At 65.3% G+C, this 21,209-nt stretch carries 19 protein-coding genes and 1 pseudogene; 10 read left to right on the forward strand and 10 right to left on the reverse strand.

What is annotated here, in order from left to right; all coding sequences use genetic code 11:
- Window positions 1-88 precede the first annotated feature (88 nt).
- Both PL79_RS06515 and PL79_RS06520 read right to left on the reverse strand, forming a co-directional pair.
- A complete protein-coding gene (locus tag PL79_RS06515; RefSeq protein WP_044845510.1) occupies window positions 89-496 on the reverse strand; it encodes a Rieske (2Fe-2S) protein in 408 nt (135 codons plus the stop codon).
- A gap of 13 nt (window positions 497-509) precedes the next feature.
- Complete coding sequence (locus tag PL79_RS06520; protein WP_044845511.1) at window positions 510-1,460, reverse strand: VOC family protein; 951 nt, start codon at window positions 1,458-1,460, stop codon at window positions 510-512.
- A gap of 244 nt (window positions 1,461-1,704) precedes the next feature.
- On the opposite strand from PL79_RS06520, the gene PL79_RS06525 reads away from it, so the two are divergent.
- The gene (locus PL79_RS06525; protein WP_044845512.1) at window positions 1,705-2,703 is read left to right on the forward strand and encodes a fumarylacetoacetate hydrolase family protein; all 999 of its coding nucleotides are present in this window, start codon (window positions 1,705-1,707) and stop codon (window positions 2,701-2,703) included.
- Between the two features lie 36 nt (window positions 2,704-2,739).
- On the forward strand, window positions 2,740-3,873 hold the full coding sequence (locus PL79_RS06530; protein WP_044845513.1) for an FAD-dependent monooxygenase: 1,134 nt from the start codon (window positions 2,740-2,742) through the stop codon (window positions 3,871-3,873).
- Between the two features lie 212 nt (window positions 3,874-4,085).
- Here the strand turns inward: PL79_RS06530 and PL79_RS06535 are convergent, their stop codons facing one another.
- From PL79_RS06535 to PL79_RS06545, 3 genes are read right to left on the reverse strand one after another with little or no spacing between them, the layout of a single operon-like run.
- Window positions 4,086-5,555: an NAD-dependent succinate-semialdehyde dehydrogenase gene (locus tag PL79_RS06535; protein ID WP_044845514.1), complete on the reverse strand. Its 1,470-nt coding sequence runs from the start codon at window positions 5,553-5,555 to the stop codon at window positions 4,086-4,088.
- A 9-nt stretch (window positions 5,556-5,564) separates the two neighbouring features.
- A complete protein-coding gene (locus PL79_RS06540) occupies window positions 5,565-6,575 on the reverse strand; it encodes a dihydrodipicolinate synthase family protein (protein ID WP_044845515.1) in 1,011 nt (336 codons plus the stop codon).
- Window positions 6,576-6,587: 12 nt separating this feature from the next.
- Window positions 6,588-7,595 (reverse strand): ornithine cyclodeaminase family protein, encoded by a 1,008-nt coding sequence (locus PL79_RS06545; RefSeq protein ID WP_044845516.1) that lies wholly within the window; start codon window positions 7,593-7,595, stop codon window positions 6,588-6,590.
- Between the two features lie 384 nt (window positions 7,596-7,979).
- On the opposite strand from PL79_RS06545, the gene PL79_RS06550 reads away from it, so the two are divergent.
- Window positions 7,980-8,651: a FadR/GntR family transcriptional regulator gene (locus tag PL79_RS06550; protein WP_044845517.1), complete on the forward strand. Its 672-nt coding sequence runs from the start codon at window positions 7,980-7,982 to the stop codon at window positions 8,649-8,651.
- Between the two features lie 190 nt (window positions 8,652-8,841).
- Window positions 8,842-9,561 (forward strand): TetR/AcrR family transcriptional regulator, encoded by a 720-nt coding sequence (locus PL79_RS06555; protein WP_235879206.1) that lies wholly within the window; start codon window positions 8,842-8,844, stop codon window positions 9,559-9,561.
- Between the two features lie 71 nt (window positions 9,562-9,632).
- On the opposite strand, the gene PL79_RS06560 is transcribed toward PL79_RS06555, so the two are convergent.
- The 3 genes from PL79_RS06560 to PL79_RS06570 all read right to left on the reverse strand — a co-directional run bounded on the left by PL79_RS06560 (window position 9,633) and on the right by PL79_RS06570 (window position 12,467).
- On the reverse strand, window positions 9,633-10,874 hold the full coding sequence (locus PL79_RS06560; RefSeq protein WP_044845519.1) for an MFS transporter: 1,242 nt from the start codon (window positions 10,872-10,874) through the stop codon (window positions 9,633-9,635).
- Between the two features lie 100 nt (window positions 10,875-10,974).
- Window positions 10,975-11,904 (reverse strand): 3-keto-5-aminohexanoate cleavage protein, encoded by a 930-nt coding sequence (locus PL79_RS06565; RefSeq protein ID WP_044845520.1) that lies wholly within the window; start codon window positions 11,902-11,904, stop codon window positions 10,975-10,977.
- The gene (locus tag PL79_RS06570) at window positions 11,901-12,467 is read right to left on the reverse strand and encodes a cupin domain-containing protein (protein ID WP_044845521.1); all 567 of its coding nucleotides are present in this window, start codon (window positions 12,465-12,467) and stop codon (window positions 11,901-11,903) included. The genes PL79_RS06565 and PL79_RS06570 overlap by 4 nt, the downstream gene beginning before the upstream one ends.
- A 162-nt stretch (window positions 12,468-12,629) precedes the next feature.
- Here PL79_RS06570 and PL79_RS06575 point away from each other — a divergent pair, with 162 nt between their 5' ends.
- The 4 genes and pseudogenes from PL79_RS06575 to PL79_RS06590 all read left to right on the forward strand — a co-directional run.
- Complete coding sequence (locus PL79_RS06575) at window positions 12,630-13,490, forward strand: ABC transporter substrate-binding protein (RefSeq protein WP_044845522.1); 861 nt, start codon at window positions 12,630-12,632, stop codon at window positions 13,488-13,490.
- A gap of 134 nt (window positions 13,491-13,624) precedes the next feature.
- The gene (locus tag PL79_RS06580) at window positions 13,625-14,482 is read left to right on the forward strand and encodes a fumarylacetoacetate hydrolase family protein (RefSeq protein ID WP_235879208.1); all 858 of its coding nucleotides are present in this window, start codon (window positions 13,625-13,627) and stop codon (window positions 14,480-14,482) included.
- Window positions 14,475-14,969 (forward strand): PaaI family thioesterase, encoded by a 495-nt coding sequence (locus tag PL79_RS06585; protein ID WP_052664668.1) that lies wholly within the window; start codon window positions 14,475-14,477, stop codon window positions 14,967-14,969. The genes PL79_RS06580 and PL79_RS06585 overlap by 8 nt, the downstream gene beginning before the upstream one ends.
- Window positions 14,970-15,192: 223 nt before the next feature.
- Window positions 15,193-15,656: pseudogene (locus tag PL79_RS06590) on the forward strand (transposase); the annotation flags it as partial.
- Window positions 15,657-15,791: 135 nt separating this feature from the next.
- Here the strand turns inward: PL79_RS06590 and PL79_RS06595 are convergent.
- Together PL79_RS06595 and PL79_RS06600 are read right to left on the reverse strand one after the other, a co-directional pair.
- Window positions 15,792-18,200 (reverse strand): hypothetical protein, encoded by a 2,409-nt coding sequence (locus PL79_RS06595; RefSeq protein ID WP_044845525.1) that lies wholly within the window; start codon window positions 18,198-18,200, stop codon window positions 15,792-15,794.
- 38 nt (window positions 18,201-18,238) lie between these two features.
- On the reverse strand, window positions 18,239-19,801 hold the full coding sequence (locus PL79_RS06600; RefSeq protein ID WP_235879209.1) for an SLC13 family permease: 1,563 nt from the start codon (window positions 19,799-19,801) through the stop codon (window positions 18,239-18,241).
- A gap of 158 nt (window positions 19,802-19,959) precedes the next feature.
- Between PL79_RS06600 and PL79_RS06605 the strand changes: the two genes are divergently transcribed.
- Both PL79_RS06605 and PL79_RS06610 read left to right on the forward strand, forming a co-directional pair.
- A complete protein-coding gene (locus PL79_RS06605) occupies window positions 19,960-20,700 on the forward strand; it encodes a GntR family transcriptional regulator (RefSeq protein WP_044845526.1) in 741 nt (246 codons plus the stop codon).
- Between the two features lie 178 nt (window positions 20,701-20,878).
- On the forward strand, window positions 20,879-21,199 hold the full coding sequence (locus PL79_RS06610; protein WP_135800983.1) for a hypothetical protein: 321 nt from the start codon (window positions 20,879-20,881) through the stop codon (window positions 21,197-21,199).
- Window positions 21,200-21,209 lie beyond the last annotated feature (10 nt).

A 21,209-nucleotide genomic window follows, 5' to 3' on the forward strand; every position in this document is an offset into this window, starting at 1 on the left:
TTGTCTCCAATCTAGTGGTATTAATATCGTTATGCTAACTAACTTGATTAAGCCGATTTCTCCTCGATCTGATTATCCGGACCCGCTTCTACTTTACTGGCCCGAGAACCTGTAAGGATTCGCGATCTCGACCGTTCCCGGCGTACTCCGGGAGTAACGCCCATACGGAATCATCGCGCGTGATCTTCACAGGGATGGCCGTCAATTGCCTGCCGATGCATGGCCCGGTGATGCAACGGCCCGTGGCGATGTCGAATCGCGCGCCATGTCCGTGGCAGACGATCGCACTTCCGGTCGCGTCGAGATACGCGTCCTTGCGCCACGGCAACGTTGCGCCGGGCCAATGAGGGCAGCTGTTGCGATAACCGTGCACGGCGTCGTGCATGCGGACCAAGAACACGTCGTCGGCCCCGCTGCCCCGCAGGTCGAAGCCGCGCGCGCCGACGACGGGAATGTCGCCGACCGCGCAGAGCCGTACCCAGCCGCCCGCGTTCATCGTTGCGGGCGCGTCAATGCGGTGCGTCGCCGGCGGCAGGCGGCGGGCCGCCCGGTGCCCACTTCTCGCGCCACTGGAACAGGAACTCCTGTGCGTTGTCGACCATCGCCGGTGCGACGCGCGGCACCCACGTGTCGTCGTGTTGGTCCATGTCCGCGTCGTATTCGACATGGCATCCGAGCGGGCTGTTGAAATACCAGAACCAGTTGGATCCGAACCGGTGGCGGCCCGGGCCCCAGAACGTCTCGTAACCCTTGGACGCGAATGCATAACCGGCGCGCAGCACCTCAGACGGTCCGCCGAGATGGAACGTGAAATGGTCGCATCCTTGCATGGCCGGCGGCGTCTGAATGAGGAACAGCGTATGGTGATCGAGCGTGCCCGCAGGCCGCAGGAACGGACCCATTCCGACGAAGCGATCGCTGACCCGGAAGCCCAGCCGCTCGACGTAGAACGCCTCGGCTTTTTCCGCATCGGGAACGAAGTACACGACATGAGACAACGTTCGCGGCAACGGCAGCTGCTCGTCGTTGCGGGTCGGCGAGCCTGGCACGTTGACCGGGCGGCGCGTGTCGCCTGGCGCATTGACGGTTTCGGCCGGCAATGTCGGTACCGTACGCACCGACACCTGGAAACCGAGCGTGAAGCCGGCATCGTCGACGGCCTCGATCGAGCCGTTCGCAAGGTGCTTCACTTCGCGGTCGGTGGCGAGTTCCCGTGCGATCTCGTCGAGCGCAGCCTGGTCGGCCACGCCGTAGATAGTCTTCCGCAACTGGTTGGCCGTTGCGAATGGCCACGGCGGCAGCAAGGGGTCGTTCTTCGGCCGGACGACTACGCCGGTGCCGTCCAGAGCATCGAATGCTCCGTTGCCCTTCGGGATCAAACCGTAGTCGGTCAGAAACGTCGTACAGCTTTCGACATCGTCGACACCGAAGACGAGGGTGTCGGGTCCGAGGATTCTCATTCCATTGTCCTATTGATAAAGGTCGTTCGCAGAAGGCGATATATACGATACGGTGTGGATCATAATAGTCCCCTTCGTTGCGGGTGATCAAGCGCAAATCAGCGCCAAGATGCCTTTGGTACATGAGGAAAAACCCGCACTAACGAGACGAATCGTATCGTATATATAATCGACCCAACATCAACACGGATGGCGTGCCCGGACCTTTGCTTCCAGGTGGCGCATCCCTACCTGGAGTCGAAGCATGAAATTGGGTCGAATTGCGGTGAATGGACCGGACGGCGACGTTGCACGCCTGGTGCTGGTGGTGCCGGAGGAAGGGCGCGTCATCGATCTGAAACGGGCATCGATCGCTGCGCTGGAAAAGCAGGGTGCCACGCGTGAAGCCGCGCATCGACTGTCCGACGCATTGTTTCCGGGCAGCATGTCGGCGGCGATCGGCCTCGGGCAGCGTTTTCTCGATGCCGCGCAGCGCGCCGATCGCGAACGTCCCGACGCGGCATCATTGTCGATCGACGAAGTGAAGTGGCTGCCAGCCAGCGATCCGTCCGTGGTGCGCGACGGATTGACGTTCGTCGGCCACATCAAGGGATTTCACGAAAAGATCGGTCACGCGCCGCATGAGAGTCTGTTGAAAGTACCCGGCTATTTCAAGGGCACGCCGCACACGGTGATCGGTCACGACGCGGAGGTGCCTTGGCCGGGCTATATCGAGCGGATGGACTATGAACTCGAGCTCGGCTACGTGATCGGCCGGCGTGGCGGCAACCTGCGGCCGGAACACGCACGTCCGTACCTGTTCGGGATCACGGTATTCAACGACTTCAGCGCGCGCGACCGGCAGGCGATCGAAATGCCGATCCAGATGGGTCCGACCAAGTGCAAGGATTTCGCGTACGGTATCGGCCCATGGATCACGACGATCGACGAATTCGCCGATCTCGACGCGATTCCGATGGAAGTGCGCGTGAATGGCGAGACGTGGGGGAAGGGGACGAGCGCGAACAAGCTGTGGAGCGTCGACGAGTTGATCGCGTGGGCGAGCCTCGGCGAGGTGCTGGAGCCGGGCGACGTGATCGGCTCGGGCACGATGGGCGGCGGCTCCGCGCTCGAACTCGACCGCCGGCTCGAGCCGGGCGACGTGGTCGAGCTCGACGTGGGCGGCATCGGCGTGCTGCGTAATCGGATGGGGCAGCCGCAGTCAGGACTGTGGTGGCCGCAGGAGCGCGCGCCTTTCATGTGATCGATACGAAAACAACCATCAATCAGGAGACAAGCCATGGCTTCGCAATACAAGGTGCTCGTTGTCGGGGGCGGAATCGGCGGGATGACGCTCGCGCATGGGCTCGCGCGGGCCGGCATGGACGTGAGGGTCATCGAAAGCAGCCATCGCACGGATCAGCAGGGCACCGGCATTTCTCTGCTCGGCAATGCGTTGCGCGCGCTCGATCGCGTCGGGCTCGCGGATGCCTGCATGGCGGCTGGTTCCGGATGGGACACGGTCAGCGTGCGCGGCGATGCGGGTGATGTGGTGAACGAGCGCCGTCCGCCACGTACGTTCCGGCCGGATGCGCCGGGCGCGATCGGCATCATGCGGCCGAAACTCGCGGAGGTGCTCGAATCGCACGCGCTGGCCGGCGGCGCACGGATCGATTACCGGACGACGGTCGACGATTTCGAGCAGCATGCGGAGGGTGTGTCGTACCGTCTGTCGAATGGCGAGACCGGACATTGCGATCTGCTCGTCGCGGCCGACGGCACGTATTCGAAGACGCGTGCCAAGGCATTCGGCGCACAGCATCAGCCGAGTTATGCGGGGCAGGGCGCGTGGCGGCTGACAGTCGAGCGTCCGGCGGGCTTTGACGGGCTCGTGCTGTACAAGCACCGCGACGGCCGGATGGTGGGCGGCCTGCCGCTGTCGGATACGCTGTGCTACTACTTTTTCCTCGAAAACGCCCGCGAGCGCTCGCACATGCCGGACGAGCGGCTGAGCGAGATGTTCCGCGAGCGGCTTGAAGGCTTTACCGCTCCCGACCTGCTCGCCGCGGCGTCGCGCTGCGACGGCACGCGCTACATCAGCTACCGACCGTTCGATATCCTGATGATGCCGCAGCCGTGGTATCGCGGGCGCGTGGCATTGCTCGGCGATGCCGCACACTCCGTTACCCCGCAGCTCACTTCCGGCGGTGGAATGGCGATCGAGGACGCAGTGGTACTTGCGGAGGAACTGTTGACGAAAGCCGATGTGGACGCCGCGCTGTCCGCGTATTCCGCGCGCCGAGGCGAGCGCGTCAAACGCGTGTTCGACATCTCTCTGGCGATTTGCCAGGCCGAGCAGGATCCGAACGCCGATCCGCGGCGCGCCGTCGAGTTGCTGCTCGAAGGGTACGGCGTGCTGGCCGAGCCGTTCTGAGAAGCGAGCGGTCGGCCGCGGGCGCGCAGGCAAGCGCGACTGACCGTGCGGATCTCGCCGGAGCCGGGCGCACGTTCGCGCTCGTGTTCCGGCTTTTTCGTTTATCGGTTCGTTCGCCAGTCCGTTGATGTATTGCTGATCGCGATGCACTGCGGCGCACGCGACGGTGCGCGCCGGAGGGGGTGCCGGCGCACACTCGATGCACGACTCGATCAGAGGCCGCCGAGCGCGACGTACTTGATCTCGAGATACTCGTCGATCCCGTACTTCGAGCCTTCTCTACCGAGACCGGACAGCTTGACGCCGCCGAACGGCGCGACTTCGGTCGAGATGAGCCCCTCGTTGACGCCGACCATCCCGAAATCGAGGCCCTCCACCACGCGGAAGATCCGTCCGACGTCACGCGTATAGACGTAGGACGCGAGGCCGAACGGCGTATCGTTCGCGAGCGCGATCGCTTCGTCCTCGGTGTCGAACCGGAACAGCGGTGCGACTGGGCCGAACGTTTCCTCGCTGAAGATCAGCGCGTCGCGTGGCACGTCGGTCAACACGGTCGGCTCGAAGAATAAGCCGCCCATCGGATGGCGTCGCCCGCCGGTCGCGACTTGCGCACCCTTGGCCCGTGCGTCCGCAATATGCTGCTCGAGTTTCAGTACGGCCTCCTCGTTGATCAGCGGCCCGAGCGCGACGCCGGCGTCCATCCCGTTGCCCACCTTGAGGCGCGCCGATTCGTCGGCCAGTCGCCGCGCGAACGCATCGTAGATGCCGGACTGCACGAGCAGGCGGTTGGCCGCGACACATGCCTGGCCGGTATTCCGGTATTTCGCGAGGAGCGCGCCTTTGACGGCGGCGTCGATATCGGCGTCGTCGAACACGATGAACGGCGCGTTTCCGCCCAGCTCCATGCTCGTCTTCTTCACCGTCGGTGCGCATTGAGCGAGCAATTGCGAACCGACCTCGGTGGACCCCGTGAACGAGAGCTTGCGCACGGCCGGATGGCGCGTCAGTTCCGCGCCGATCGCGCGCGCGGACCCGGTGACGATGTTGCATACGCCGGCAGGCAACCCGGCGCGTTCGGCCAGCACGCCGAGCGCGAGCGACGACAGCGGCGTCTGGCTAGCGGGCTTGATCACGCCGGTGCAGCCCGCGGCCCACCCGGGCCCCGCCTTGCGCGTGAGCATTGCCGACGGGAAATTCCACGGCGTGATAGCGGCGAACACGCCGATCGGCGCTTTCTGCGCAAGCAGCCGGCGGCCGTCGACGTTGTGCGGAATGATGTCGCCGTAGGTGCGTTTCGCCTCTTCGGCGAACCATTCGATGAAGCCGGCCGCATAGTGGATTTCGCCACGCGCTTCGGCGAGCGGCTTGCCCTGTTCGGCGGTCATGATGACGGCCAGATCGTCGATATGCGCGAGCATCAGGTCGTATAGCGCCCGAAGGATGCGCGAGCGCTCTTTCGGCAGCACGCGGCGCCAGTCGCGCATCGCCCGTTCCGCGGCTTCGATCGCACGCGTCGTTTCCGCCGCGCCGGCCAGCGGCACGCGCCCGACCAGTTCGCCCGTAGCCGGGTTGCGCACGTCGAGCGTGGCAAGACTATCGGCTTGCACCCAGCGGCCGTCGATCAGCATGGCTTGCCGGAGCAGGTCAGGATCCTTGAGAGTGAGTTTGATGGGTTCGGTCATGATCGTTGTCTATTCGGGATGGCGGCCGATGAAGAACGCCTCGTCGGGATCGCGGGTCGGATTGAGGCCGGCGGCTTCGAGCCCCTTGCGAAGGACCACCATGTCGCGCTGGAACACGCGCTGTGTCGGGTGCGGCAGCGGGCCGCCGTTATAGCCCTGGAGCCAGCCCTGATACTTCCACATCATCCGGTTGAGCAGACCGTTGGCGGCCATCGGCAGGCTCGCGAACGCCTTGCGTGCCGGGTCCATCCGGTACCACAGCTGCGTCGCCTCGTCGTATTGACCGGCTCGGATCAGCTTGTGGATGCGCGGCAGCAGCGGCCCGTAGTACGCGGAATAGTTGGTGCCGCAGAACGGGATGTCCATCACCTGCGCGAGCGGCACGTACTCGTATTCGAGCGGTGACGAGATCACGACCTCGCGGTGGAATTCGCGATGCACTTCGATGGCCGACATGATGTACGGCAACCCGCCTTCCGCCTTGATCGCGACGACGTTCGGGATTTCGTCGACCATCCGGCGCAGCACGGGTAGCGGAATGTCGGCGGGGTGAAGGCGGCCGAAGCCCCATGCAGGCAACGGAAACACGATCACGCCGAGATCCGTCGCCGCGCAGATCGCCTGCGTGTAGTCGAACACTTCGTCGTACGACTTCGGATAGAAATACGGCGGATAGCCGAGCAGTACGACGTCCGCGCCTGCGTCTTCGGCGAGCTTCACCGCATCGATGTTGTCTTCCAGCGTGTTGAACACAGCGTGGTGGACGACCAGCAGCCGGCCGGCCGCCTGGTCGGCCATGATCTGGCAGAACTCGCCGTACTGCGCCTGCGTGATCGCGACTTCCGAGCACGACAGCGAACCGACGAAGCCGTGTTCGATCGCGAGCTCGACGTCGTGTCGAACCGCTTTCTCGTTGATGCGCCTGAAGTCCGACGTCATCGTCGGAATCGTCACGTTCGCGACTCCCAGAAGGTGTTCGCGCGCCCAGTCGCGGGCTTCATGCTTGTGGTAGCGGGCCATGTCGTTCTCCGGTTACATGGGTTTGGGTTCGAATGCGATCGGCAGCGGCACGGCCAGGCCGGCCTCACGCGCCAGGTCAAGCACGAGCCCGGCGACCACGATGTCCTGCAGGCCGCTGCCGACCGACTTGAACAACCGGTTTCGGGAGGCCTCGAGCCGCTCGGCGCACGCGCCGCTCATGACGTCGGCCAGGCTCACGGCGACGCGCTCGACGGCGATGCCGGCCGCGCGTGCGGCGATCATGTCGCCGGTGTCGTGCAGCACTTCGTCGGGCACGTCGCACACGATCAGGTCGCTGCGCTGGACGACCGATACGTCGATCTCGCGCTGCTGGGGGATCGTCGAGCCGATCGAGACGACCGTCGCGCCCGGCGTCAGCCAGTCGCCGAACAGGATCGGGCGCTCACCGTGCGAGCGGGCTGCGGCGAGCACGATATCCGCGCCGTCGACGGCGGCTTCCGGCGATGCGGCCGCGCGTGCGGGACTGCCGAGATCGCGGTGCAGATCGGCCGCGAACGCGTCGCGACGTGCATGAGTGGGGCTGAACACCGTGATGTCGGTCAACGGCCGTACGCTCGCGAATGCGCGTGCGTGCATCGATGCCTCGAGCCCGCTGCCCAGCACGGCCAGGCGCGCTGGGCCCGGGCGTGCGAGTCGATCCAGCGCCGCCGCCGAGGTGGCCGCAGTGCGAAACCCAGTCACGAGATTGCCGTCCACGAAGCCGGCGATGCGGCTCGTGTCGTGGTCGAAGAGCACGATCACGTAGTCGATGCCGGGCGCCTGCGCATGCCCGGCCATTCCCATCAGCTTCGCGCCGAAGTATTGGCTGCCGGGCGGCATCGCCGGTAACGCGCGCAGCCACGCGCCGTTGCCGCTGGCAATGGTGCGCGGCGGCACGGCCGACGCGGCGACCGGCTGACCGTATGTCGCTTGTAACGCGGCGACCGCATCTTTCCAGCGAAACACTGCACGTGCGGCATCGCTAGATATGAACACCGGAGGGGAAATCGGAAGTGTCATCAGTAGCTCCTGCTAAGGGGGAAGCGCTGCACGGTCATGGAACGGCCTGCCGGCGGCCGGACGGTCCGGCACCTCCAAGTTGATACGGCGGCTGTGTCGAGTGCAGCGCAGGGTGAATATTAAGTTGATATTGATGCGCATCAATATGTAAATTGATTTGTATCGGGTAAACGATAGCGACGGCGATTTAAGGGCCGAGACGCAAATTTCTTCGCCCGGCGGGAAGGAGTGGGGCCAAGTTTCCGGCGACTGCCATAGAACTGCTTTTGGCGAATCAATCCGTCATGACGGCCGGCAATGAGTGAATTGATTCGATATCAATCGGATTGATTCGATTCATCAAGTGCCGCTAAGATTGCGCATCAATGCGAACGGGAAGGTGGAATGCGGGTGGGAGTGATCGAAGACGACGTGGCCCGGCTGCGCGAATACGTGCATCGCGCATTTCAGCGCGGGGAAGAGCGTCTGCCGCCGGAGCCGAAGCTTTGCGACGTGCTCGGCGTGTCGCGCGGGCGCCTGCGTACGATGCTCAAGCATCTCGAGAACGAGGGGCTCATCTGGCGCCATGTCGGCAAAGGAACATTCGTCGGGCCGCGGCCGATGGCGGTCGACGACAAGCATGCGGCCACGTCGATCAGCGTTGACGACATCATCGCCGCGCGGCTGCTGCTCGAGCCGCAACTGGCGGGGCAGGCCGCGATTCACGCGACGGCGGCCGACATCGCGGCGCTCGATCGCTGCCTTGCCGACATGGCGGCGACCGATTCGTTTTCCCACTGGAAACGCCTCGACGAAACGCTTCACCGAACCATCGCCGAGGCCACCCACAATGCGCTGCTCGTGATGATGTACGACGTGTTGCGCTCGTGGGTGAAGGCGAGTCTCGACGCACGGATCGAGGAGGTGTACGGACATGCGCCGACGCCGAAGCAGACGACGGACAAGGCGCACATCGTGATCGTCGAGAGTATCCGCTCGCACAATCCAGGCAAGGCGGAAGACGCAATGCGCGAGCATCTGCGCGCGGTGAGGACACATTTGTTCGGCCTGCGCTGACCTGCGGGCCGGCGACGACGCGCGCCACGCCCGCCGTTTGCGGTGGGGTTCCTCAGCCGAGGCCGCTATCGCTGCAGATCGCTAACCTATCGCGCCGATAATTAAGATACGATGTGTCTTATAATTCGCGCTGCCATGTGCATACCGCGCCCCTGTCCGGCATTCTTTGTCGTCATGCCGCAGTGCGGGCATGCTATCTGTCATTCGCCGTCAATCAGTTTCCTTCATGAAGACACAAGCCCAGTCTCCCGTCACCGTACCTGCTCCACGAGGCGTAGGCCGCCCGCGCAGCGAGGAAACGCGCACGCAGATTCTCGCGGCCACGGTGCGTTTGCTCGAAACGCGCACCGTGCAGGCCATCTCGATCGAAGCCATTGCGAAGGAAGCGGGAGTCGGCAAGGCGACTATCTATCGCTGGTGGGATTCGAAAGCGCTGGTCGTGATTGATGCGTTCATCGAGCACCACGTGGTGAAAACGCCGATGCCGCGTGATCTGCCGCCCGGCAAGGCGATTGCGATGCATCTTCTGTCGCTGATACACGAGTATGCGGGATGGTCGGGGCGGATCGTCGCGCAGATCATCGCCGAAGGCCAGGCCGATCCCGCCGTGCTGCGCGAGTTCCGCGAGCGCTTTCACTATGGGCGGCGCGCGCTCGTGCGGGAAATGCTGGAGGAATGGCGCAACGACGCGCGCATTCCGACGCCACCGAACATCGAGACGCTCGGCGAACTTCTGTATGCGCCGGTGTATATGCGGTTGTTGGTCGGCACCGGTACGCTGGACGACCATTTCGCGCGGGAACATCTCGGCTACGTGTTCGGTCTGCTCGGCGTCGAACCACCGGACGTCGCCGAACTGAGCGCCCAACTCAAGCGCGGTGCCGTATCGAAAAAAGCCGCCGCGCGTTGAGGCGGGCAACACTCAATTGCAGTTCGTCCCGATCGCGCGGGCCCGGCCGCCAAATGCGGGCCGGGACGGCATCATCCGAGCGATACGCGTCCTTCCTGCGCTGCATGCACGGATTCAGTCGGCCCGCGCCGCGCGAGCGTGAGGATCAGGACGGTCGTGGTCGCGATGGCAGATACAAGCGCCAGCCAGGCGACCGCCGCAAAGAGCCCGCCTGTCAGCTTCGACACGACCTCCACGACGAGCGGGCTCAGAAAGTTGCCGAAGAAGAACGCCCCCATGTAACCGCCCGTCGCGCGGCCGCTCTGCTCGAACGGTACACGTGCCAGCGTCCAGGTTCCGAGCAGCGGCAGCGCCATGCCGCCACCCGCGGCCGCGAGAAATGCACCCGCGATCGTGGCGCTCACGCCGCTGAACGAAGCGATCACGACGAAGCCCACCGTGAACAGGCCGAATGCGGCGACCAGGAGCCGGTTGATCGCGACACGTGCGAACCGGTGAAAGACGAACGAGCCGACCGGAATGCCTGCGTTGGCGATCGCGCCGCCCAGGCCGAGAATCGCTGGTTCGGTCACGCCGCGCGCATTGAGCAGAAAGCTGATCTGTACCGGCACGACGAAAAACAGGACCGACGCGAACAGGATCAGCGCGCAGAGCGGGCCGATCTCGCGCCACGGGAACGGCAACGCGTGTGCGGGACGTTGCGTTGTCGTTGCTTGCTCCGGTTCCCAGATCAGCCATGCGATCAGCGGGAGAAACGCGAACGCGCAACCGTAGACGAGGAACGGCGTCCGCCATCCGGTTGCGAGGCTGCCGAGCGCCCCGCCGACCGAGAACATCACGGCCGCGACAACTGACGCCGATGCGTGCTGCATGGTCAGCCATTTTTGTCGCCGCACGCCGCTGAAGTAGTTGGCGACGAGTGCGGTAGCGATGGTAACGATCGCCGCTTCCGCGAGCCCGATCACGGCGCGCGATGCGACGATCGCATGCAGGTCCTTCAGCCAGAACGGCAGCACGCCGGCGATGCCGTAGATCGCGACGGCCGCGAGGTACAGCGGTTTTCGGCCGAACAGATCGACCAGCGAGCCGACGAGCGGGCTGAACAGCGCAATCATCAGCGCGGGAATCACGAGCGCGATCACAGTGAGCAGCTCCGCCTGCGGTACCTGCGCATAGTCGTGGCGCATCAGCGGAAGAACCGGTGCGATCAGCACGGCGCCGGTCGATGCGAGCCAGCAGCTCGCCATCAGCAACCATCCGTGTACGTTGCCGGCGACGCGCGGCGCGTGTCCTTCGGGAAGTGCGTTTGCCATGATGTCTCCAATATTGTGGTGTGCGATGCGCCGTGAACGATCGACGCGCATCGGCACGGGCGGCGCGCTACGGCGTCGTGCCCGTGCGATGCGCGCGCAGCTAGAACCCGACCTGATCGGCGCCCTTCAGGTCCAGCATTGCTCTCGCTTCGTCGGGCGTGGCGATTTCGATGCCGAGTTCGTCGAGAATTCGGCGAATTTTCCGGACCTGATCTGCATTGCTGCGGGCGAGTTGTCCTCGCCCGATGTACAGGCTGTCTTCGAGTCCGACCCGCACGTTGCCACCCATCAGGCTCGACATCGTCGCGAGCGGCATCTGGTGCTTCCCGGCAGCCAACACCGACCAGTGGTAGTCGTTGCCGAACAGCCGGTCCGCTGTGCGCTTCTGGTGCAGCAGATCCTCCACGTGCGCGCCCATCGCGCCACGCAGACCGAACACCGACTGGATGAAGAGCGGCGGTTTGACCAGGCCTCTTTCCAGGAAGTGGTGCAGCGTATACAGGTGCCCCACGTCGTAGCATTCGAACTCGAAGCGCGTGCCGCCGGCGCGGCCGACGTGCTCGAGAATCCATTCGATGTCCTCGAAGGTGTTCCGGAACACGAGGCCGCGCGTGGCCTGGAGAAACGGTACTTCCCAGTCGTGGCGCCACGCGCGGTCGCGTTCGGCCATCTCGGACAGCACCAGATTGATCGACCCCATGTTGAGCGAGCACATTTCCGGCTTGAGCGCTTCTCCCGCAGCCGCGCGTTCCGCGATCACCATGTTCGGGCCGCCGCCGCCCGTCGAGATGTTGATCACCGCGTCCGTCGACGACTTGATTGCGGACACGAAGCGCCGGAACAGCGCGGGATCGCCGGACGGACGCCCCGTTTCGGGGTCGCGGGCGTGCAGGTGAATGATCGCTGCGCCCGCTTCGGCGGCGGCGATCGATTCGGCCGCGATCTGCTCGGGCGTCACCGGAAGGAATTCGGACATGGACGGCGTATGCGCGCCGCCGGTCACTGCACAGGTAATGATCGCCTTGCTCACAGCGGCTCTCCTTCGACGAGATCGAGCAGCACGAACGCCATGCGGCACGGCTTGCCCGAGCGGTTCGCCCAGCTGTGGTTCGTCGCTCGCTGTACGAGCACGTCGCCCGCGCGCATCAGCGTCTCGCCTTCGTCGAGCAGCGCCCAGATCTCGCCGTCGAGGACGATCGCGTAGTCGAGCGATTCGGTCTTGTGGAACCAGAAATGCCGCGCACCGCGCGTGTCGCGCACACCGCTCGCGTCGAGAAACTGGGCGAGCTGCGTTTCGTCGTACGTTTCGTCCGGCGGAAAATCGACGATACGCAGCAGCGAGCCGCCTTTCGAATGGAAACCGAATGCGTGTCCGGCCGGCGCTGGCTCGTCGCCCGCCGCCCGCGCGTCGCCGGTCGCCCAGACGACATGCGCGAGCGGCAACCCCTTGCGCGTGGTCCGGTTCGGCGTAGGTCCGTCGGACACGATGCAGGACTTGCCGTCGGCGCGCGTACCCGTGACGATGCGCCGGACCGGCCGATAGTCGTCGACGTCCGCCTGTCGCGCGTGGTCAGCCATCAATGTTGGCTCCATGTTTCTCTCCATTAACGAGTCGAATCGTATCGTATCGTTAATGAGCGTCGACGGTGTGTCAATAGGGGAAAGGCGCGTAAATTCTGGCTTGAGATCTTCTTGACAAAACGAAACGATACGTTTTGTAATAGACGCCATCGATAGACAACTAGAGTGAAATTCATGGAGACAACACCCGTGCGCGTGATGTGGTTCGTGCCACCGTTGCTCGCCCTCGTAGCGGGCAGCGAGCCGGGCGCGATCCGCGTCGACGCGCGTCGCAACCGCTCATCCGACGAGCAATTCGATGCGCTCGTGTCCGGTGACGTCGACGCGGTCGTCACGTCGATGGACAACGTGATCGGCTGGAACCGCCGCGCCGGGCCGCGCGATTTTCGCGTGGTGGCCCAGATCGAGAGGACGACGCCGTTGAGCGTCGTCGGGCAGCCATCGCGAGCCACGCTGGGCGATCTGCGCGACACCGACATCCTCGTCGACGCTGTCGACAACGGATTCGTCGTGGCGCTGCGCATGCTGCTGCGCGACGCAGGATTGGCGGACGATGCGTACCGGCTCGTCCCGTGCGGCGGTGTGAAGGAGCGGTTCGACGCGTTGGTGGCCGGACAGGGTGCGGCGACGTTGCTGGGGCCGCCGTTCGATGCGCTGGCAGTTCGGTCTGGCCTGACTCCCCTCGCCAGCGTTCAGGAGGCCTATCCCGAATTTCCCGGGCAGGGCGTCGTGATGCGCGCCGGTTGCACGGCTCGTGCCCGCGTTGTCGCCTGGCTTGCCAATCTCGAGCGAGCGCGTCTGATCGTTGCCGGAGATGCCGAACGCGCCACGCGCGCGGTGCTTGCGGGCGGCCTGCCGCTGGCAGCCGCTGACGCGATGCTGGCCACCGCGCCCGAGTCGTTGCGTCCAGATCGCGCGGGTGTTGCATTGCTGGTCGAGCATCGACGCGCACTGGGGCTCGCGGGCGGTGAGGACGACCATGCGGCGGTCGTCGATGATTCGTTAATCGAGGGTTGGGTGGGAGAAGATCAGTGAATCGATATGCATTGGGTACGTTTTCCGCGGGCGATGGCGCCCGCTTCGCCGGGCTCGTCGTCGACGATCGCGTCGCGCCGCTGGCGCAGGCCGCCGCGTCGGTCGGCGATCGTTCGTTTAATGATTCGACGACCGTGCTGTCGCTGCTCGATGCGTGGGATGACAACCAGCCGAAGCTCGCGCGCATCGTCGACGCGATGTCGGTAGACGGCGTGCGCTGGTATGCGTTGCGCGAGCTACATACGCATCCAGCGATCGACCTGCCGCGCCAAATCTTCTGCACCGGTGCCAATTACCGCAAGCATGTGGTCGACCTCACCGTCGATGCAAAGGTCGGGCCAGAAGGGCTGAACGATGCGGAGTTGCGCCGCTGGGCCGAGAACATGATGGACGAACGGGTGGCGAACGGCGAGCCGTACGTCTTTACGAAGCCAGTGTCCGCGGTGTCCGGCGCGTTCGATCCGCTGGTGCTGCCGCCGACCACGACGAAGCCGGACTGGGAGCTCGAGCTGGCCGTGGTGATCGGGCGCGGCGGGTACATGATCGACCGCGAGCATGCGCTTGACCACGTGGCGGGCTACACGATCGTCAACGATATCTCCGCGCGCGATCTGATTCCGCGCACCGACTACAAGATGCTCGGCACCGACTGGCTCCGTTCGAAAGGGCAGCCCGGTTTCCTGCCGCTGGGTCCGTATCTCGTGCCGAAGCAGTTCGTGTCCGATCCCCACCGGTTGTCGATGCGGCTGACCGTATCGGGCCAGACGATGCAGGACGAGACCACTGCGGACATGCTGTTCGGCATCGAACGGCAGATCGAGTACATCTCCCGCTATGCGCGGCTGTTGCCCGGCGACATCATCTGCACCGGCTCGCCGGCGGGCAACGGCACGCACTATGGTCGCTTTCTGCGGGACGGCGATGTGATGGAGGGCGAGATCGAGGGGCTGGGGCGTCAACGCCAGGTTTGCATTGCACATCATCATGAGTGATCCGCTGCCGAACACGGAGTTCCGCGACCACGCTGGGATTCCCGACAACCCTGATCGCGCATTGCTTCATGCGCTTCTGTCGACGCAGGCCCGGAACATCAAGCTCGACATGAATCCGGCGCTGACGTCGCTCGGTGCCACATTACTGGCGGGGAGCGCGGGGGTACTGTCCATTGGTTTCACGGCGCCTGAGCACTCGGTGCAGGGCAACGGCGTCGTGGCGGGGGGCACCCTCGCGTCGATGCTCGATTTCGCGATGGCGCTTGCACTGCTGTCGGAATTGCCGCACGGGCGCACGTGCGCGACGATCAGCCTGACGGTCAACATGCTCGAACCCGGACACGTCGGTGAGTTCGTGGCCAACGCGCGCGTCAAGCGGCGTGGCGGGCGCGTGGCGTTCGCGGGAGGCGAGCTGTACGACGCGACGAGGACACGCTGCATTGCTACGGCGACGGCTCCGTTCGCGGTGTTCGATGTGCGTCGCTGATCGCGCGACGGGTGCGGCGTGGCCGTACCCGTAGTGGTAGCTTAGTCGCTGGGCTGTGCGGATCGGGCAACGACCGGGGTATGGAACGATGCAGGCAACAGGATCTTGCTTTCCCGGTGCTGGATCATCGGCAAGATCTTGGTGATCTGCCCTATAAATCCCGGACACGAATGAATGTTAGTGTTTCGGCGGCAATTTCCCCAGTAGGAACGGCAGGTTGACGATGAAGCGCACGCAATATTCGGTGGAGCAGATCTTGGCCGCGCTCAAGCAGGCTGAGCTGGGCGTGTCAGTGGCGGATCTGGTTCGGCAACTGGGAATATCCGAGCAGACGTATTACCGATGGAAGAAGCAGTACGCGGGGCTGGAGTCAAACCAGGTCCGCGAACTGAAGCAGTTCCAGGACGAGAACGAACGACTCAAGATGCTGGTTGCGGAACTCAGTCTGGACAAGGCCATCCTGCAGGATATCGCCACAAAAAAGTGGCCGCGCCCGCGCTGAAGAGACAGGCCGTGAGCTACATCATGGGTCACTACGGTCTACCGACGCAGCGGGTGTGCCGGTTGGTCAGGCAGGCTCGCAGCACCCACTACTATCGCAGCGTCAAGGATCCGCAAACGGCGCTGCGTCAACGCATGCGTGAGATTGCGCAGACCCGTGTTCGATACGGTTATCGACGCGTGCACGCCTGACAGCGCTTGGTGCAATAGGTCGTCATCCAATTGTGTCCAGAAACCCGGAGGTTGTTGTTCGCCGTACCTACATGAACACCTTGCTGACGGGTTGAAAGCACGTTGATTGCGACGGAGTGCGAAAGCTCCTCACTCGAACGTGACGAACTGAGCAGACGACCACGCCTTGCTGTCGTTGCGCTGCCGCCCGAAGAAATAGACGGGGCGGAATCCGAACGAGGCATTTTCCGCCGCGACTTCGATGCTGCCCGCGAGATCGACGGGAAGCGGCTTGTCGGTCAGCCGTTCGACCGCGACGAATAGCTCCGTGCCGCCGAGTTCGTGTGTCGCCGCACCCTGCGCGAGCAGGTCCGCGCCGCTGATTTCGAAGCGGAACGTCGGTGCGTGCACGAATGGATTGCGCTGCAGCGGATCGCCGACCTTCGCGAAGCTGTCGATCGTGCCTTCGACCACGATCGTCGCGTCGGCGAGATTGCCGATGTCGAGCTCGATACTGTCCGCATCACCATAGGTGTCGCTGCGGAACTCGACGTCGGTCGCGCCGGTACGCCATGCCGACTCCTCGACATGCTCGAAGCCGTTCGATCCGAAGCGGTGGATCGTGCCGTTGACGACGCGGATCCGGCCGCGCCACGCGGCCCAGCGATAGCGGTCCCGGATGCGGGCGCCGCCCCAGCGCACGCGGATCAGGCGATCCGCGTAGCCGAGTTCCGCATGCAGGTTGCGTTCCCACACCAGTCCTTCGTGATCGTACGCGGCCACGTATTCCCAGCCGGACTGGCCGAGCAGCCGGTAGTCGAACCGCGCCGGCCCGCGATGCGCGAACGCATCGCCTTGCCAGTGATCGCCGCAACGCACGAGCAGCGCACTGTGCTCGCCGGTGGTCGCCCAGGTGCGACGCGCGCGCAGCGCCTCGCCGACGTGCTTGCGATCGAGCACGTCGGCGAGCACACCCGTCAGCCCGCCGTGCACACCGAACACCTGCACGCCGGGCGCGCCGCCACCCGGTCGGCCGCGATGTTCATCGCCGCTGGCCGCGACGCCGAGCCGGTAGCCGCGTGCGATCACGTCCTGGTACAGCCAGCCGAAGTGCCCCCACGACGACGCGATCTCGACGAGCCGTTCGAGTTCGGGATGGTGCCAGTCGGGGATGTAGCGGCGGCCGCCCACGTGCGGCATCACCAGATGCTGCGCGGCATCGTCCGCATACGCATCCCACAGTTCCTCGACGGGCCAGCGGCCGAGCTCGACCGCATGGCCTTTCATGTCCTCGTTCCAGACCAGCGTACGGTTGTGTTCGCCGCGCGCGTTGTACGGAAAATCCGGTCGCGCGTCGCCGAGGAACACCACGTTATGGTCGCCGCCCGCGGTCGAGCTGCCGCACCATTCCTGCACCGGATACACGACGAAGCGGCCCGGCTCGTTGAAGCGCTCGACCGCGTCGACGCCGAGCTGCCAGTTCTCGTCGGTGATCTGGAAATCGTTCGCGGTATAGCCGAGCACGTCGATGCCGCCGATGTCGCGTGCGTAGCGTGCGTTGTACTCGGGGCTGTTGGTGCCGACTGTGTCGTGCGCATGCACATGGAGATCCGCATACAGCGCGCGCGGTACCGGCAACGATGCGTCGACCGTCAGCCACGCTTCGGCTGCGCGCACGTCCGGCCGCGCGGGCACGTCGGCCTCGATGCGCAGCGTGCCGGCGTCGACCGGCAGGTCGTCGACCGGGCAGCTCGCGAATCCCGCCTCGGGCAGCGCGTGTTCGCGCCGGTAGACGGCTTCGCCTTGCGCGTCATATGCAACGACGCGCGCGGTGCCGCCGACGTCGCGGCACGCATTGCCCCAGCGGTCCTGCAGCGACAGCCGGAATGGCGCACGGGTGCCCGGCTGCACGAAGCGCGGGCCGTTCAGCAGTACGTCGGCCGGCGCGCCGGCGCGGATGTCGATCGAGACGTCGCCGGGCACCGCGACGAAACGCGACGTGCCCAACGGATCGACGTAGAGCCGGAACCGGAAGTTGTCCTCGGCGAAGGTCTGCACGCGCGTGCCGGGGCCGCGACGGCGATCGCCGAGACGGATCACGATCCGGTCGCCGGCGTTCACGTAGCCGTCGACGACGTCGACGATCACCGCCTTCTGGAACGGCCGCTCGTGCCCCTTCTGGTCGAAGCGCACGTTCAGCGCCTGCACGGTGGCCGGGCTCTGGCCCGGCACGAGCGGCGCCGCATGGTATTCGGCGCTGATGTAGTTCGCCGCGCCCGGGTCGCTCGTCTGGAACAGCGCCCAGTCCGAATAGAACTTGAAGGTGGCCTTCAGCCAGCCGCCGTCGGCGATGCCGGACGAGCCGACCTCGTAGTCGAGCACGATCTCGCTCCACTCGCCGGCTTCGAGGCGCGTGACGTTGCAATGCACGCGCCCGGCGAACGGCAGGCGCTTGTGGCGTTCGTACAGGCCCGCGGGTGCAACGTGCGGGCCCAGGCGGTCGCGCAGCGCGGCGGCGCGGGCAGCGACGGAATCGGGGAAGTCCCTGGATTCATTCATGAGGAATGCAAAATGATGTCGTTGGAAAGCGGCGCGCTTCAATGCGCGAACGGCCAGGGCGCGCTCGCGTCCCAGACGGGGATACCCATGTACGCGTACCACGGCGCGATCACGCAGAGGCCATAGACGATCGCGATCAGCACCGATACCGCGCCGACCTTCGCGTAGTCGGCCGTCGAGAACGCGCCGCTGCTGTACGCGATGACGCCGGCGGTGATCTGCGTGGGCAGCAGATAAGCGAAGCTGTCGGTGTCGCTGACGAGCATCGTGAACGCGACCGGATGCAGCCCGAGGCGCGGCGCCAGCGCGAGCGCGATCGGCGCGATCATCGTGACGGCCGCGACGTTGGACAGCATGCCGATGCGGATCACGTGCGTGCCGAGCATCACGATGGCGATCGCGAGCCACCAGCCGTGACCGCGCGCGGCGACGTAGATGTGATCGGCGGCCCAGTTCGCGAGCCCGGACGCACTGATCGCCGACGACAGCGACAGCGCACCGGCCAGCAGGAACAGCGTGCCCCAGATCGTCCGCTGCTCGACCTCGGCCCAGCCGAAGCGCAGCACGCCGGGTGCGAACAACAGCGCCAGCGCGATCAGCGCGACGATTTCCGACGGCAGGTGATGGAGCGGCTCGGTCGCCCACAACATGGCGACGGCCGCGAACAGCGCGAGCACGGCCCAGTCGTTGCGGGCGGCGGGCGGTTGCGTACGGCGCATCGCCGCGATCGCGCCGGGGCCGCCGGGAAGCGCGACGGCGCGCGAGCGGAAATGGAACTGCACCCAGGCCTGCGTGATCGCGAACATCCCGAGATACGGCCACTGCAGCTTCAGCCACGTCAGATAGGAGATCCGGATGCCGAGCTGCTTCTCGAGCAGCCCTGACACGACCATGTTCGGCAGATGCGCGGTGAGGATGCACATGCCGCTGATCATCGCGCCGTACACGAGCGTCTGGATCACGATCGCCTTGCGCGCGGCGCGTTCGCGCGGCGATTCGCCGAACAGCCGGACGATGCCGTTCGTGACCGGCAGCAGCGTGGCCGCACGTGCGTTCGCGGCCGGCACGACGAGCGCCATCACGCAGTTCACGGCGAACATCGCCCAGATCACGCCGTTGGCCGTGCGCACCTTCAGGCGATCGAGCAGCAGCAGGGCGATGCGCCGGTCGAGCCCGCTCGCCTGCATGATCGCGGAGAACAGGAACGCGGCGAGGCACAGGAACACGACGGGCGCGGCGAAGCCGCTGGCCGCCTTCGGAAACGACGGGCTCGCATGCGACAGCACGAGCAGCATCGGCAGCAGGATGCCGCTCACGCCGACGGGAATCGCCTCGGTGATCCAGACGATCGCGACCCACGCGACGACCGCGAGCGTCGCCCGGCCCTCGGCGGAAAGATGCGCGGGCGCGGGCAACCACCAGGCGATCGCGAAGAACGCCAGCCACGCGGCGGCAAAGCCGATCGCGGCACGCCGCTGCGCGCCGCGCGATCGTCCCGCTGCGTGCGGATCGGTACGTGGCGCCGTGGCTGGTTCGGCCCGTGTCGGCCGGCTGCCCTGCACGCCATCGAGCGGCGGCGTGCCGATTGCGTTTTCAGTCACTGGTATGCTCCCCGGGGCATCGGGACCCCGAATCGCGGCCCCGACAGTCTGTCGAGATGTGATAATACGTATTAATACAAGTTGAGCATTCCAATTGCTTTTCATATCGATATCGGGAAACGCGCATAGCGCGAACCCAGCACGACGAGGAAGGATCGATGACGCTGGTGCGTGACGACACGACATCGCTTTACGAGCAGCTTGCGACGACGCTGCGCGACGAGATCGAGCGCGGTGTGTACGAGCCGACCGGCAAGCTGCCGTCCGAGGCGCAGTTGAGCGAGCGTTTTCAGGTGAGCCGCGTGACCGTCAGGCTCGCGCTCGATCGGCTGAGCGATGCGCGCATCGTCGAGCGCAAGCAGGGCAAAGGGACGTTCGCCGCGAAGCAGCGGCTGCGGCATCGACTCGATGTGCTGCGCGGGCTGCACGATTCGATCGCCGCGCAGGGCGCGCGGGCGCGGATGGAATTGCTGCGCATGGAAACGTGCGACGTGCCGCCGGGCTTGCGGCACGCATTTGCCGCCGACGTCACGCGCTGCATCTATCTCGAACGCCTGCACTGGGTCGACGACGAACCCGTCGCGCTCGCGCAGACCTGCCTGCTGCCCGACGCCGGAGCCGTCACGTTCGAGCAGGCCGAGCGCATGTCGACCTACGAGGTGCTGGAGAGCCTGCTCGGCTGGCGCATCACGGATGCCGACATGTCGGTGACGGCCATGGCCGCGCCGGACGATGTCGCGGCCCGGCTCAAGGCCGACAAACACGCGCCGCTGCTCGTGCTGCGGCGCACGTCGCGGCTGGCGGACGGCCGCACGTGTGAATCCACGGTGTTTCACATTCGGCCCGAGCGCTTCGATCTGGTGGTCCGAAGCGGTGTCGAGGCACGCTTTGTCGGTTGAAGCGTGCCGTCGGTCACGGCTTGCGACGCTGCTCCGGCGCGCAGTCGACCGAACCGGACAAGGCGCCCATGCGGCTTTCATAAATTACCTTTCGATCTAGATTCCAAATTTTTTATTCTTTCTGGGAATTTCACGCTTCTGTCATATTTCTGTGCACCGAATTCATCGGACCAGAAAAATGTCGAAGACCACCCTCATCGCGACGCTCGGAACGGTGTCGAATCCCGCTGAAAGGCTTCTTGCATCGCATCGTTCGGGCATGACCGTCGCGCGCCACCTGCTGTTCGGCGCGATCCGGCTCGGGACGCCGGCGCTGCCGCGTCCAGCGGCGCCCGGCGTCCGGGGCGCCGTGATGGCGCCGGTCGCGGTGGCGATCGACTGCGCGGTCGGCAACGTGCCGTTCACGCGAGCCCGTGCGCCGCTGGATGAACGCGCAATGACCGCGTTCGTCGGCGTCCATGGTGCGCGCGTGCATGCGAAGACGCCGGTCTTCGCGTGACGGGAGCGCA

The organism is Burkholderia sp. USMB20, assembly GCF_000949135.2.
GTDB lineage: Bacteria > Pseudomonadota > Gammaproteobacteria > Burkholderiales > Burkholderiaceae > Burkholderia.